The organism is Streptomyces prasinopilosus (genome assembly GCF_001419695.1).
GTDB lineage: Bacteria > Actinomycetota > Actinomycetes > Streptomycetales > Streptomycetaceae > Streptomyces > Streptomyces prasinopilosus.
In genome coordinates this window covers 1-12,867 of the sequence record NZ_LIRG01000049.1, presented here as the reverse complement: position 1 = coordinate 12,867, position 12,867 = coordinate 1, and the positions used below count along the sequence as shown (strand labels likewise).

Here is a 12,867-nt window from a genome sequence, read left to right as displayed (position 1 = left end):
ACCAGGGCGCCCTGGTCGGCCTCGGCGGGCTGGGACTCGGTGCCGTAGGAGCCGATGATGTCGGTGGCGGCGGTGCGGAACAGTTCGCGGCGGCGGATCCCGCGGGCGGCGTCGACGGCCTGGGTGGCGCCGTCGGCGCGGCGGACGGCGGCGAGGACCTCCTGTTCCAGGTGGGCGCGGGTGCGGGGCCTGAGGCCGCCGTCCCCGTCGCCGAGCAGGGCCACCGCCTCGGGGGCGCGCAGCAGCAGGTCGGGGGCGAGCCGGCCGGCGGACAGGACGCGGGCGAGGTTCTCGGCGGCGGCGCCCTCGTCGCGCAGCAGCCGCAGGTACCAGGGGGTCCTGCCGAGCGCGTCGGAGACCTTGCGGAAGTTGAGCAGGCCGGCGTCCGGGTCGGCGGAGTCGGCGAACCAGCCGAGCAGCACGGGCAGCAGGGTCCGCTGGATGGCCGCCTTGCGGGTCACGCCGGACGCCAGCGCCTCCAGGTGGCGCAGGGCGGCGGCCGGGTCGGCGTAGCCGAGGGCGACCAGCCGTTCGCGGGCGGCCGCGGCGCTGAGCCGGGCCTCGCCGGGGGCGAGTTGGGCGACCGCGTCGAGCAGCGGCCGGTAGAACAGTTTCTCGTGCAGCCGCCGTACGACGGAGGCGTGCCGCCGCCACTCGCGGGTCAGGCTCGTCACCGGATCGGTGCGCAGGCCCAGGGAGCGGCCGATGCGGCGCAGGTCGGCGTCGTCCTCCGGGACCAGGTGGGTGCGGCGCAGCCTGAAGAGCTGGATGCGGTGTTCCAGGGAGCGCAGGAAGCGGTAGGCGTCGTCGAGTTGCGCGGCGTCCGCGCGGCCGACGTAGCCGCCGGCGGCGAGGGCCTTCAGCGCGTCGAGGGTGGTGCCGCTGCGCAGGGAGGTGTCGGTGCGGCCGTGCACCAGCTGGAGCAGCTGCACGGCGAACTCGACGTCGCGCAGTCCGCCGGGGCCGAGCTTGAGCTGGCGGTCGACCTCGGCGGTGGGGATGTTGTCGACCACCCGGCGGCGCATCTTCTGCACGTCGGGGACGAAGTTCTCCCGCTCGGCGGCCTGCCACACCAGCGGCCGCAGGGCGGCGACGTACTCCTCGCCGAGCGCGAGGTCGCCGGCCACCGGGCGGGCCTTGAGCAGCGCCTGGAACTCCCAGGTCTTGGCCCAGCGCTGGTAGTAGGCGCGGTGCGAGGCGAGGGTGCGCACCAGCGGGCCGTTGCGGCCCTCGGGCCGCAGGTTGGCGTCGACGGGCCAGATGGTGCCCTCGACGGTGTTCTCGGAGCAGATCCGCATCATGTGCGCGGCCAGCCGGGTGGCGGCGCGCAGGGCCTTGTCCTCGTCGGCGCCGTTCACCGCCTCGCCGACGAAGATGACGTCGACGTCCGACACGTAGTTCAGCTCGTGTCCGCCGCACTTGCCCATCGCGACCACCGCGAGCCGGCACAGGGCGGCGTCCTCGGGCGCGTCGGCCTCGGCGAGCGCGAGGGCGGCGCGCAGGGTGGCGGTGGCGAGGTCGGCGAGTTCGGCGGCGGTCTCGGACACCTCGGTGGTGCCGCAGACGTCGCGGGCGGCGATGGACAGCAGGCAGCGCCGGTAGGCGACGCGCAGCGACACGGGGTCGGTGGCTTCGGCCAGGCCCTGTTCGAACTCGGTCACGCCGGGGTGCAGGTCCCGCGCCTCGTACGTGACGAGCGCCTGCCAGTCGCCGGCGTGCCGGGCGAGGTGGTCGGCCAGGGCCTCGGAGGCGCCGAGCACGCCGAGCAGCCGGTCGCGCAGCGGCTTGGCGGCGATCAGGGTGTCCAGCAGCTCCTGCCGGCCGGTGGCGCCGGTCTGCGCCTCCAGCAGCCGGACCAGTCCCAGCAGCGCGAGGTCGGGGTCGGCGGTGCCGCCGAGCGCCTCCAGCAGGACCGGGTCGTCGCGCACCGCGGCCAGCTCGGGGCCGTCCAGCAGCCGTTCGGCGGCCGCCGGGTCGGTGAAACCGTGCCGCAGCAGCCGCGTGAAGGTACTGCTCCTGCGCCCCGGCACCGACGTCATACCCGGTCTCCCTCGGTCCTCGGTCCCTCGGTCCGCGGCGGACCCACCTCGGGCTCGCCGCGCACTCCGTCCAGGCGACGAGCCTATCCGCCACACCGCGCTCCGGCCCCGGGACGGCCGTGCGCGATGAGTTCCGGGGGCGGGCGGAGTCATACCGTCGCAGGGAAGAACTCCCCTGCTCCCCTCCGCCCCCGACCGGTGAGGTCCTCATGACCGACGGAACACCCGAAACGAACGGGCCCCCGGCTCTCCTCTCCCCCGAGACCCGTCTCGACCCGCGCTACAGCGACCCGAAGGCGACCGCCGTCTCCTGGCCCGAGGCGGAGGCACTGCTCACCGGAGCGGAACTCTTCTGGATCTCGACGGTCCGCCCCGACGGACGTCCCCACGTCACCCCGCTCCCCGCCGTCTGGTCGGACGGCGCGCTGCACTTCTGCACCGGACCGGAGGAACGCAAGGCCCGCAACCTGGAGACGAACCCGCACGTCGTCCTGACCACCGGCACCAACACCTGGAACAAGGGCTACGACCTGACGGTGGAGGGCGAGGCTGTCCGGGTCGCCGACGACGGCAGGCTGCGCGAACTGGCGGCGGCCTGGGAGGCGAAGTACGGCAGCTTCTGGCACTTCGAGGTGCGGGACGGCCACTTCCACCACGGGCCGGGACACGCTGCCGTGTTCTCGGTGGCGCCGCGCACGGTTTTCGGCTTCGGTAAGGGGGAGCCGTTCAGCCAGACCCGATGGCGCTTCGCGTGACACCGAGAGCCCGCACCGACCGGACCGACCTCGCCGACTCAGCCGGAGGAACCCCGATGAACATGGCCATGACCCTCGAAGTGCTCCCGCTGCCCGTCAGCGACATCGACCGGGCCAGGGACTTCTACCGGGACAAGGTCGGCTTCCACGTCGACATCGACCAGGAGGTCATGCCGGGCATGCGCATCGTCCAGCTGACGCCCCCGGGCTCCGGCTGTTCGATCGCGCTGGGCGACAGCATCTGGGAGATGGCGGGCGGCGTCCGCCCGGCGCCGGGCTCGTACCAGGCACTGCAGCTGTGCGTCACCGACATCAAGGCGGCCCACGCCGAACTGACCGCCCGCGGCCTGGAGATCTCCGAGCCGGTCGTGTACGCCCCCGACGACGGGGCCACCTTCATGTACTTCAAGGACCCCGACGGCAACGGCTGGGCCGTCCAGGAGTACCGCCGTCGCGCCACCGAGCCCCTGCACCGGCTCCTGACGGACCTGGCGGAACGCCGGAAATAGGGCACGCCGAGGACGTCCATGGACGCCGATGACCTGATCAGAGATCGTCGGGAAGGATCCGGAAGCAGCTGTACCGCCCACCCGCCGGGCGCAGGGCCCGGAAGTCCCGGAGGTCTCTGGTGAGGATGGCATCCGTGTCGTACTCGGCGGCAAGGGCGACGTTGACGGCGTCCACCAGATCCAGGTCGAGTGAGGCGTACCGCGCCCGCACGGCCAACGCGGCATCCATGATCTCCGGCGTGGTGGGCGCCAGCACCAACCGCATCTGCCGCACACGCTCCGTGAGGGAGCGAAGGATTCCGTCGGCGGCCGCGCGCCCCGCCCGGCTGCCCGCCACCTGATGCACCTCCGTGAGCGCCGGCGGGGTGGCCACGAGGAAGCCGCACCGGTCCGCGGCCTTTCTCGCCGTGTGGTGATCGGGGTCCGACCGGTTGAAGAGGGTGAGGATGCCGGAGGTGTCGGCGATGGCGATCACGCCGCGCGGCCCCGGTTCCGGCGCTCACGCTCCGCGTACCCGTCCGACACCGCCGCCCGGATCTCGTCCTCGTCCACGGGAGCAGCACCCAGGTCGAAGGTCTCCTCGTCGGAGACGAACGGCTCGTCCCAGACACGGTGCGCCAGGGCGATCCGGTGAATGCCCTCGCGAATGATCTCCGCCTCCGGCACACCGAGCCGTCGGGCGGCCTCTTTGATGAGGAGCAGGTCACTGTCCTCGGCGTATACGTTGGTGCGCTTCAGAGCCATGTCCATCATGGTACAGATCATGTACCACGGCGTGGCCGAACGGACTCGTCGGCCGCCCGGGTCACCCGTAGGTGTACCGCACTCCGCTTTCCCCCACCCGCCCTCACCGCCGCACCTACCGTCGTACGCCTCGCGATACGACGCGACGCGTACGACGGAGGGGTGCGGATGCCGGTGGACGGTGAGGCGATGCGGGTCGGGGACGGGACGGACGAGCCGGGCTGGGAGGTCGACCCGGACGACGAGTGGGGAGTGGCCGTCATCACCACGGTGGGGCGGCAGTTGAAGTTGCGGCGGGAGTCCGTGGGCATGCGGGTCGCCGACTTCGCGGCGGCGATGGGGTACGGGGAGGACCTGGCCTACAAGGTCGAGGCCGGCCACCGGATCCCCCGCCCCGAGTACCTGGAGAAGGCCGACGAGGTGTTGGGCGCGGGCGGACTGCTCGCCGCGATGTCGGAGGACGTGGCGAAGGTCCGGTACCCGAAGAAGGTACGGAACTTGGCGAAGCTGGAGGCCCAGGCGGTGGAGCTACTGTCGTACGGCAGCCACAATCTTCACGGAGTCCTGCAGACCGAGGAGTACGCTCGCGCGCTCCTGAGCACGCGGCGGCCGACGCTCTCGGAGGACGAGTTGGAGAGGGCGGTCGCCGCGCGTACGGCTCGCACCGCCGTCTTCGGGCGGAAACCCGCGCCGGAACTGAGTTTCGTGCAGGAAGAGGTGACTCTGCGGCGTCCGATCGGGGGCAGGATGGTGTTGCGCAGGCAGCTCGAACACCTCCTGGAGTTGGCGCAATTGCGCTTCGTTTCGATTCAGGTGATGCCGACGTCCCACGGAGACCATCCGGGGACCGGAGGGCGCGTCCAGATGCTCAAGTTCGCAGACGGCACAGCGGTTGGCCGTGCCGATGACGAGTTCGGCAGCCGCCCCGTCACCGAACCTCGGCACCTGCGGATTCTGGAGCTGCGCTATGGCATCATCCGAGCCGAGGCGCTGACCGGACGAGAGTCGTCGGCTTTCATCGAGCAGGTGCTGGGGGAGACATGAACCGCAAGGGATCGGTCGCAGACGACGTCGAACTGACCTGGTTCAAGAGCAGCTACAGCGGCGGTGGAGGCGGTAACTGCGTCGAGGTCGCCGTACGCCCCGAAGCCGTCCACGTCCGGGACTCGAAGGACACCCGGCGCCGGGCGCTGGCCGTCTCCCGCCGCGCCTGGTCGGCGTTCACGGCGTCGGCGTCCGACGTGCGCGCCTGAACCACCGGAACGATCATTTGCGGCAACCGGGGTCGTGCGCTTACCGTACCGAAAGTAAAGGCAAGGCTTGCCTAAGTTTCTGCTTCAGGTGCGGTGCGCGCTCCATGACGGCATCCCGGGCTCCGGGCGTGGGTGGGCCGGCGCCTCCCCCCTTCAGGAACCGTGGAGTTCGACCATGCGCCCACCCCGCCCGCGACTGCCGATCGAGGCCGCCGCGTCCTCCTCCGAACCCGTGGTGCGGAGCGGGACGTGACCTCCGGACTCTCCGCGATCCTTCCCGACCTCTCGCCCTGGCGCTCCTCCCGCGACTTCCGGCTCCTGTGGGTGCAGGGGCTGGTCACGACCTTCGGCAGCTTCATGGCCCTGGTCGCCCTGCCGCTCCAGATCAAGGAACTGACCGGATCGCCCCTCGCCGTGGGCGCCATGGGCGCGGTCGAACTGGTGCCCCTGGTGGTCTTCGGACTGTACGGCGGCGCCCTCGCCGACGCCGCGGACCGGCGCAGGGTCATCCTGCTCACCGAGGCCGGACTGGGCGTGCTCGCGCTCGTGCTCCTGGTCAACGCGATGCTGCCGGAACCGATGCTGTGGCCGCTGTACGTGGTCGCGGCCGGGGTCGCGGCCCTGGCGGGGCTCCAGCGGCCCGCGCTGGACTCGCTGATGGCCCGGATCGTGCCGCACGACCAGCTCCCGGCGGCGGCCGCCCTGAACGCGCTGCGCTGGCAGATCGGTGCGATCGCCGGACCCGCCCTGGCCGGTCTGGTCGTGGCGTACGCGGGCAACGCCCCGGCCTACGCCACGACGGCGGCCGGCTTCGCCGTCTCGCTGCTGCTGTGCCTGCGGCTGTCCCCCATGCCGGCGGCCGAGAACGCCGGGAAGCCGTCGCTGCGCGGCATCGCCGAGGGGGCGCGGTACGCCTGGTCGCGGCCGGTACTGCTGGGCACGTACGCGGTGGACATGGCGGCGATGTTCTTCGCCTTCCCGAACACGATCTTCCCGTTCCTCGCCGACGAACTGGACGCCGACTGGTCGCTGGGCCTGATGTACGCGGCGGGTTCGGTCGGCTCGGTGGCGGTGAGCCTGACCAGCGGCTGGGTGTCCCGGGTGCGGCGGCACGGGCTGCTGGTGGTGTGCGGCGCGGCCGGCTGGGGCATGGCCATCGCGGCGGCCGGGTGGCTGTCGGACATCTGGCTGGTGCTGGCCTGCCTGGCCCTGGCCGGGGCGGGGGACATGCTCAGCGGACTGGGCCGCTCCACGATCTGGAACCAGACCATCCCCGACGAACTGCGCGGCCGGCTCGCGGGCATCGAGGTGCTGTCGTACAGCGTCGGTCCGCAGCTCGGACAGGTCCGGGCGGGCGCGATGGCCGGCTGGACCGGGACCCGTCCCGCCTTCTGGACCGGCGGTCTCGCCTGCGTGGCCTCGGTGGGCCTGCTCGCCGTCGCGCTGCCGAAGCTGCTCACCTACGACGCGCTGACCGACGAGGACGCCCTCCGCCGCCGCTCCGCCCACACGGCCGCGACGGGTGGGCCGGATCCGGCCGGGACGGTGGAGAAGGCGGACAGCTGACGGCCGTGCCGGGCGGCCGCGAGGACCGCCCGGCACGACGGGGGATCACGTCAGGGGAGTGATCCGGATGTTGCGGAACCTCACCTCGTTCCCGTGGTCCTGCAGCCGGATCGCTCCCGCGGCGGGAGTCTCGGACCGGCCCGACGCGGTCGGTCCGTCGAGGGCGACGTCGTCGTGGACCTTCTTCCCGTTCCACACCACGGTGACCCGGGCGTCGGCGGTCTTGCGGCCGCCGTCGTCGAAGCGCGCCGCGCGGAAGTCGATGTCGTAGCTCTGCCAGGTCTCGGGCGCCGTCGCCGCGTTGACGTCCGGTGCCCGCTTCAGGTAGAACGCCCCCGCCTCGTCGGTGTCGAGGGTGGTGTCACCGTAGGAGTCGAGGATCTGGAGCTCGTAGCGGTCCTGGAGGAAGATGCCGCTGTTCCCCCGGTCCTGTCCGGTGACGTCGGGCGGGAGCAGCGGGACCCGGAACTCCACGTGCAGCCTGAAGTCCTGGTAGGCGTCCTTGGTGCGGATGTCGCCGCAGCACACCTCCATCGACTTCTCGTCACCGAGCGGCCATCGCAGGTTCCGGCCGTCCGTGTGCTGCCACTGCGCCTGGGAGGCGGCCGTGCCGTCGAAGAGCGGAACCTCGGCTCCCCGCGGATGGACGCTGAGCATGTCGAGATTGACATGGCCGGTGTCGCCCGCGTCGAACCGGTAGGAGACCGTGTTGCTCCCGGCGCGCAGCGCGAGCCGTTCGGTCCGCGTGGACCAGGAGTCCCAGTCGTCGGTGGGGGGGAGCTGCGTCTGCCGCAGTTTCTTCCCGTTGACGTACAGGGACAGGGACTTGGTGCCCCGGAACGGGTTGGGCCCGTTGGAATAGCGCAGCCCCACGTCGTAGGTGCCCGACTTCGGGACCGTCACGTCGAACGTCGTACCGGCCCTGCCCTCGGTGGCGTAGCGGTCCACGAAACCGCTGCCGGAGTGGCCGGCGTGGTCGGTGTTCACCCCGGCCGTGCCCGTCAGGCGCGCCTCCTCGGCCTCGTACCGGGTCGCGGGGGCGGGCTGCTTGCCCGGGATCCGATTGAGGGTGTACCAGGCCTCGGTGTTCCACAGCTGCTCGCCGGAGTCCGAGGTGAAGGGGCGCGGGGAGCGGAGGTGGACGACGCGGCCCGGCTGGAGGCCGTCCAGCCGGAGCCTGACGGTGCGCCGGTCCTTCGAGAGCACCGCCGAGCGCACCGCCAGCCGCTCCTCGGCGATCTTCGGGCCGCCGTAGTCCGCGGTCGGCGTGTAGCGCCACTGCTCCGCGCGGTAATGGGCCGCCAGCTGCTCGGCGGTGGCGTCGGACAGCGGCTGGGTGTAGGTCAGGTCGAAGCCGCCGGGCACGGCGCGCATGGTCTTGACGTCGAACGTGTTGCCGCCGTTCGGGGTCAGCTTCTGCAGGCCGAACCTGAGCTTGCCCTCCTGGCCCCAGTTGCCGTCCGCCCCCAGGCCGCCGACGTAGATCGCGCCGTCGGGTCCCTGGGTGACCCGGTTGACGCCGGCCTCCAGGCCCTGGGTGTAGCGGAAGACGGCCCCCTGGTACTGGCCCCCGACCTTCTCCAGGTAGGCGCGCTGCAGGCCGCCGTAGGTGACGTCGCCCAGCAGCATCTGGCCGGCGAACGCGCCCTTCCTCAGGTACAGGGGAGTGGAGGGCGAGTTGGCGATCTCGTTCTGCGGCAGCCACAGCACCGGCTCGGTGACGGGGGAGTCGTCGAAGGGGCCGGCGGGCTCGGTGTAGTGGTTGAAGAAGCGGTCCTGCTTGATCTGGACGAGCTTCGAGGAGGGAAGCCAGCCGCCCTGGTTGTCGGTGGCGAAGATGCTGCCGTCGGGCCCCCAGCCGATGCCGTTGGGCGTCCGCAGTCCTCCCGCGACCGGGCTGATCTTCCCCGTCCTCTTGCTGATCTTGTACGTGGCCCCGCGGCCCGGTGCCGGCTGCGGCACGGTGGTCGCGCCGCCGAGGTCGATGGCGACGGAGAGGTTCACGTAGAAGTGGCCGTCCCGGTAGAGCAGGCCGAAGGCGAACTCGTGGAAGTTGCCCCCGTAGGGCCAGGTGGCGACCGTCCGGTACTCGTCGGTCACCTCGTCGCCGTCGCGGTCGACGAGCCGGGTCAGCTCGTGCTTCTGCGACACGTACAGGGACCCGTCGACGTACTTGATCCCCATGGGCTCGCGCAGCCCGCTCGCCACCTCGGTGACGGTGACCTTGTCGCGGCCGGTGGCGCCGGTGACGTCGTCGAGCAGGTACACCTCTCCGGCAACGTTGTCGGTGCCGCCCCAGGTGCTGATCGCCAGACGTCCGTCGGGCAGCCAGTCCATGCCGCTGACCTGAGGCTCGAAGCCTTCCGGACGCAGATCGGTGAGGGTCAGGTCGGGGCGCACGCCGGTGAGCGGGAGGCCGTCGCCGGGGGAGTCGCCGCTCGCCTCGCACTCCTTGCGGCCCGGCGCCGTGACCCGGACGACCCCGGCGTCGGTGCTCAGCACGTCCCGGGGCACGATCGTGAAGTCGCTCGCCCCCGGCGGCTTCCAGGCCAGCTGGAGCTGCTGCCCGCCGTCGCGTTCGAAGTGGTCGATGCGCAACGGGTGGGCCCCGGCGGTGAGATGGACCGTGCCGTCCTTCGGCTCGGCACCGTGCAGCCCGTCGTGGTCGATCACCGTGTCGCCGTCGATCGCCAGCCGCGAGCCGTCGTCACTGGTCAGGCGGAACACGTACGAGCCGTCGCTCGGCACGTTCAGGTAGCCCGACGCTTCGGTGACGAAACGGTCGGCCAGCCCGCCGAAGTCGGCCTCCGTGGACCAGTCGACCGTCGGCATCAGCTTGTCGTGGTTGGGGGTCTGACCCGGTTTCAGGGTGCACAGCTTGCTCAGCGGCGTCTGCACGTCGAACACGCGCAGCGTGATGCCGGGTTCCTGGGGCGGGATGTCCGCGGGAGCTGCGGTGGCCGGCGGCGCGGAGCACAGTCCGGCGGTCAGCGTTCCCGCGAACAGGAGGGGGACGAGGTGTTTTCGGGCGCGTGGGAACAGACGGTGGCGCATTGGTCCTCCACGAGTACACGGGTAGGGGACCGGACCGTGCCGGATTTCGCTCCGGTCTGCTGCGGTGGCGCTGTACTTGCGCCGTCAAGCTAGAGGACTTCCGTTTGACATGTCCATACTTTGTCATCGGAGAGTTCAAAGTCCGGGACCGTGCGGCCGGAGGGGAGGAGCCGCCCCGTTCCTGTGAGTTGTGCGGGAGTCCGGCGCAACTCCGCCCGTCGGAGGCCGGGGACGCGCGGAACAACACGCCCCGATCAGGACATGTGCGGCCTCGCGCCGCCCCCCGCTCCCATCCGGCGCACAGAATCTCCCATCCCCCTCCCAGCCGCTCCGGCGAGCCTTGCTCCCGGCACACCGACCGGTGCGCCGGTCACAGCGACTTGTTCCTGGAGAGCCGATGATCGAAGTGCGTGGACTCACCAAGCGCTACGGAGAGGTCCTGGCCGTCGACGACCTGAGTTTCACCGTGCGCCCCGGAGAGGTGACGGGCTTCCTGGGGCCGAACGGGGCCGGCAAGTCCACCACCCTGCGGATGGTCCTCGGCCTGGACGCCCCCACCTCCGGCACGGCCACCGTCGGCGGCCGGCCCGCCGCCGCGCACCCCGTGCCGCTGAGGGCCGTGGGCGCACTGCTGGACGCCGGGGCACTGCTGCCCGGCCGGAGCGCCTTCCACCATCTGCTGGCGCTCGCGGCGAGCAACGGGATCCCGCGCCGCCGCGTCGACGCCGTACTGGAGGAGGTGGGCCTCTCCGAGGTGGCACGGCGTGCGGCGGGCACGTACTCCCTCGGGATGAAGCAGCGGCTCGGCATCGCGGCCGCCCTCCTGGGGGATCCGCCCGTACTCGTGCTCGACGAACCGCTCAACGGCCTCGACCCCGAGGGGATCGTCTGGATCCGCCGGCTGATGCGGCGCATGGCCGCCGAAGGACGGACCGTGATGATGTCCAGCCACCTGATGAGCGAGGTCGAGATCACCGTCGACCACCTCGTCGTCATCGGCCGGGGCCGGCTCATCGCCGACACCGGCGTGGCGGACTTCATCGCCTCCTGCTCCGAGCACACGGAGCGCGAAGTCGTCGTGCGCACCCCCCGGGCGGTCCCGTTCGGCGGCCGGCTCGCGGCAGCGGGCGGAGCCGTGAGGCCGGCCGGCGAGGACGGCCTGATCGTGACCGGCCTCGACGCGGCACGGATCGGCGCCCTGGCCGCGGCGGACGGCGTCGAACTGCACGAACTGGCCCTCCGCCGGACCTCCTTGGAGGAGGCCTTCATGGAACTGACCCGGGACAGCATCGAGTACTCCGCGCAGAAGGCCTCCACCGCGAGGGACTCCGCCAGGAAGGAAACGGCCCGATGAGCCAGGACACCGTCGACAAGCGCACGGCACGGGCCGAGGGGCCGGTGAGGACGCGGCAGGACCGGCACGGGACCCCGGCCGGACCGGCGGGCCGGGCCACGTCGCTCCACTGCCTGCACGCCGAGTGGATCAGGGTGCGCACGATGCGCTCCACCCTGTACGTCGTGCTGGGCACCCTCGTCGCGGGTGCGGCCCTCGCCGCGCTCAACGGCTCCGCGTCGGGGGACGAGTACGCCACCATGACGGCCGAGGACCGGGCCGCCTTCGACCCCCTGGCCATCAGCACGCAGGGCTACATCCTGGCGCAGGTCACCCTGGCCCTGCTCGGCGGCCTGGTCGTCACCGCCGAGTACGGCAGCCGCACGATCGTCGCCACCCTGACCGCCGTGCCCCGCCGCGGCCGGGTGCTCGCGGCCAAGGCCGCCGTGCTCACGGCGATCGCCCTGCCGACCGGAGTGGCGACGACCTTCGGCGCGTTCCTCGTGGGCCGGGCGGCCCTCCAGGGCGCCGGGGCCCCGCACCACGCCCTCACGGACCCGGAAGCCTGGCGCGCCGTCCTGGGCGGCGGACTGTACCTGGCGCTCGCCGCGCTGCTCGGACTCGCCGCAGGCACCCTCATCCGCAGCACCACGGCCACGGTGACGACCCTGTTCACGGCGATGCTGATCGTCCCGGCGCTCGCACCGGCGCTGCCCGGACCGCTCGCCGACGGGACGGCGAAGTACTGGCCGCCGTCCGCGGGCGGGCGGATCCTCACCGGCTACCGTGACCCCGATCTGCTGACACCGTGGCCGGGGCTCGCCGTGATGGCAGGCTGTGTCGTGCTCCTCCTGACGGCCGCGTTCCTCACCTTCCGCGGGCGGGACGCGTAGACGGGGCACCGGGACCGGCGGGGCACGACGAACAGGACGGGACGGACGGGACGACTGTGGCGGAACACTTGCTGGTCGTGGAGGACGACGCCACGCTGCGCGAACTCCTCTCCGCGAGCCTGCGGCTGGCCGGTTTCGAGGTGAGGGCGGTGTCGGCCGGCGCCGAGGCGATGGCCGCGGTGCGGCAGGAGCGGCCCGACCTGATCGTCCTCGACGTGATGCTGCCGGACTTCGACGGGTTCGAGGTCGTGCGCAGGCTGCGCGGGGAGGGGCCACCGGCAGCGGCAGGCCCGCCGCCGGTCCTGTTCCTCACCGCCCGGGACGCGGCCGAGGACCGGATCGGCGGGCTGACGGCCGGCGGTGACGACTACGTCACCAAACCGTTCAACCTGGAGGAACTGATCCTCCGGATCCGGGCCATCCTGCGCCGCACCGGCGGCCGGCAGCCGGACGGACGGCTGGTCGTCGGCGATCTCGCGCTGGACCCCGAAGGGCGTCACGTCACCCGTGGGGGACGGACGGTCCCGCTCTCCCCGACCGAGTTCGACCTGCTGCGCGTCCTGATGGAACACGCCGGCCGGGTGCTGTCCAAGGAGCAGCTACTCGAGCTCGTGTGGCGCTACGACTTCGGCGGCGACGACAGCATCGTCGCCTCGTACGTCAGCTACCTGCGGCGCAAGGTGGACGCCGGTGAGCCCAAACTGATCCACACGGTGCGCGG

The 12,867-nt window shown here is 72.0% G+C and carries 12 protein-coding genes; 8 read left to right on the top strand and 4 right to left on the bottom strand.

Annotated features, from left to right (window positions below; all coding sequences use genetic code 11):
- Positions 1-2,039: bifunctional [glutamine synthetase] adenylyltransferase/[glutamine synthetase]-adenylyl-L-tyrosine phosphorylase (locus tag AOK18_RS03225; protein WP_055693272.1), on the bottom strand; the 2,039-nt coding region annotated here is incomplete at its 3' end.
- A 209-nt stretch (positions 2,040-2,248) separates the two neighbouring features.
- Here AOK18_RS03225 and AOK18_RS03220 point away from each other — a divergent pair.
- Complete coding sequence (locus AOK18_RS03220; protein ID WP_055573393.1) at positions 2,249-2,794, top strand: pyridoxamine 5'-phosphate oxidase family protein; 546 nt, start codon at positions 2,249-2,251, stop codon at positions 2,792-2,794.
- Positions 2,795-2,856: 62 nt separating this feature from the next.
- Complete coding sequence (locus tag AOK18_RS03215) at positions 2,857-3,303, top strand: VOC family protein (RefSeq protein ID WP_055693274.1); 447 nt, start codon at positions 2,857-2,859, stop codon at positions 3,301-3,303.
- A 37-nt stretch (positions 3,304-3,340) separates the two neighbouring features.
- Here AOK18_RS03215 and AOK18_RS03210 read toward each other — a convergent pair whose 3' ends face one another.
- Both AOK18_RS03210 and AOK18_RS03205 read right to left on the bottom strand, forming a co-directional pair.
- Entirely contained in the window at positions 3,341-3,778 is a 438-nt protein-coding gene (locus AOK18_RS03210) for a type II toxin-antitoxin system VapC family toxin (protein WP_055693271.1), read from the bottom strand.
- Entirely contained in the window at positions 3,775-4,047 is a 273-nt protein-coding gene (locus AOK18_RS03205; protein WP_055693273.1) for a hypothetical protein, read from the bottom strand. The genes AOK18_RS03210 and AOK18_RS03205 overlap by 4 nt, the downstream gene beginning before the upstream one ends.
- A gap of 168 nt (positions 4,048-4,215) precedes the next feature.
- On the opposite strand from AOK18_RS03205, the gene AOK18_RS03200 reads away from it, so the two are divergent.
- The 3 genes from AOK18_RS03200 (at position 4,216) to AOK18_RS03190 (ending at position 6,866) form a co-directional block, all read left to right on the top strand.
- Positions 4,216-5,091 (top strand): helix-turn-helix domain-containing protein, encoded by an 876-nt coding sequence (locus AOK18_RS03200; RefSeq protein ID WP_055693270.1) that lies wholly within the window; start codon positions 4,216-4,218, stop codon positions 5,089-5,091.
- A complete protein-coding gene (locus tag AOK18_RS03195) occupies positions 5,088-5,300 on the top strand; it encodes a DUF397 domain-containing protein (protein WP_055693269.1) in 213 nt (70 codons plus the stop codon). Before AOK18_RS03200 ends, AOK18_RS03195 begins: the two co-directional genes overlap by 4 nt.
- Before the next feature lie 249 nt (positions 5,301-5,549).
- The gene (locus AOK18_RS03190; protein WP_055693268.1) at positions 5,550-6,866 is read left to right on the top strand and encodes an MFS transporter; all 1,317 of its coding nucleotides are present in this window, start codon (positions 5,550-5,552) and stop codon (positions 6,864-6,866) included.
- A gap of 45 nt (positions 6,867-6,911) precedes the next feature.
- On the opposite strand, the gene AOK18_RS03185 is transcribed toward AOK18_RS03190, so the two are convergent.
- Positions 6,912-9,920, bottom strand: a complete 3,009-nt coding sequence (locus tag AOK18_RS03185; RefSeq protein WP_055693267.1) for a 3-keto-alpha-glucoside-1,2-lyase-like domain-containing protein — start codon at positions 9,918-9,920, stop codon at positions 6,912-6,914.
- 397 nt (positions 9,921-10,317) lie between these two features.
- Between AOK18_RS03185 and AOK18_RS03180 the strand changes: the two genes are divergently transcribed.
- The 3 genes from AOK18_RS03180 to AOK18_RS03170 all read left to right on the top strand — a co-directional run.
- A complete protein-coding gene (locus tag AOK18_RS03180) occupies positions 10,318-11,274 on the top strand; it encodes an ABC transporter ATP-binding protein (protein WP_055693266.1) in 957 nt (318 codons plus the stop codon).
- The gene (locus AOK18_RS03175) at positions 11,271-12,146 is read left to right on the top strand and encodes an ABC transporter permease (protein WP_055693265.1); all 876 of its coding nucleotides are present in this window, start codon (positions 11,271-11,273) and stop codon (positions 12,144-12,146) included. The genes AOK18_RS03180 and AOK18_RS03175 overlap by 4 nt, the downstream gene beginning before the upstream one ends.
- 56 nt (positions 12,147-12,202) lie before the next feature.
- Positions 12,203-12,867 (top strand): response regulator transcription factor (locus tag AOK18_RS03170; RefSeq protein WP_055693264.1); only part of this gene is annotated, 665 nt, incomplete at its 3' end.

Excerpts from the sequence above, each read along its gene's own strand:
- AOK18_RS03220 (WP_055573393.1), top strand. The coding sequence starts at position 2,249 with ATGACCGACGGAACACCCGAAACGAACGGGCCCCCGGCTCTCCTCTCC.
- AOK18_RS03205 (WP_055693273.1), bottom strand. The coding sequence starts at position 4,047 with ATGGCTCTGAAGCGCACCAACGTATACGCCGAGGACAGTGACCTGCTC.
- AOK18_RS03195 (WP_055693269.1), top strand. The coding sequence starts at position 5,088 with ATGAACCGCAAGGGATCGGTCGCAGACGACGTCGAACTGACCTGGTTC.
- AOK18_RS03200 (WP_055693270.1), top strand. The coding sequence starts at position 4,216 with ATGCCGGTGGACGGTGAGGCGATGCGGGTCGGGGACGGGACGGACGAG.
- AOK18_RS03180 (WP_055693266.1), top strand. The coding sequence starts at position 10,318 with ATGATCGAAGTGCGTGGACTCACCAAGCGCTACGGAGAGGTCCTGGCC.
- AOK18_RS03175 (WP_055693265.1), top strand. The coding sequence starts at position 11,271 with ATGAGCCAGGACACCGTCGACAAGCGCACGGCACGGGCCGAGGGGCCG.
- AOK18_RS03185 (WP_055693267.1), bottom strand. The coding sequence starts at position 9,920 with ATGCGCCACCGTCTGTTCCCACGCGCCCGAAAACACCTCGTCCCCCTC.
- AOK18_RS03215 (WP_055693274.1), top strand. The coding sequence starts at position 2,857 with ATGGCCATGACCCTCGAAGTGCTCCCGCTGCCCGTCAGCGACATCGAC.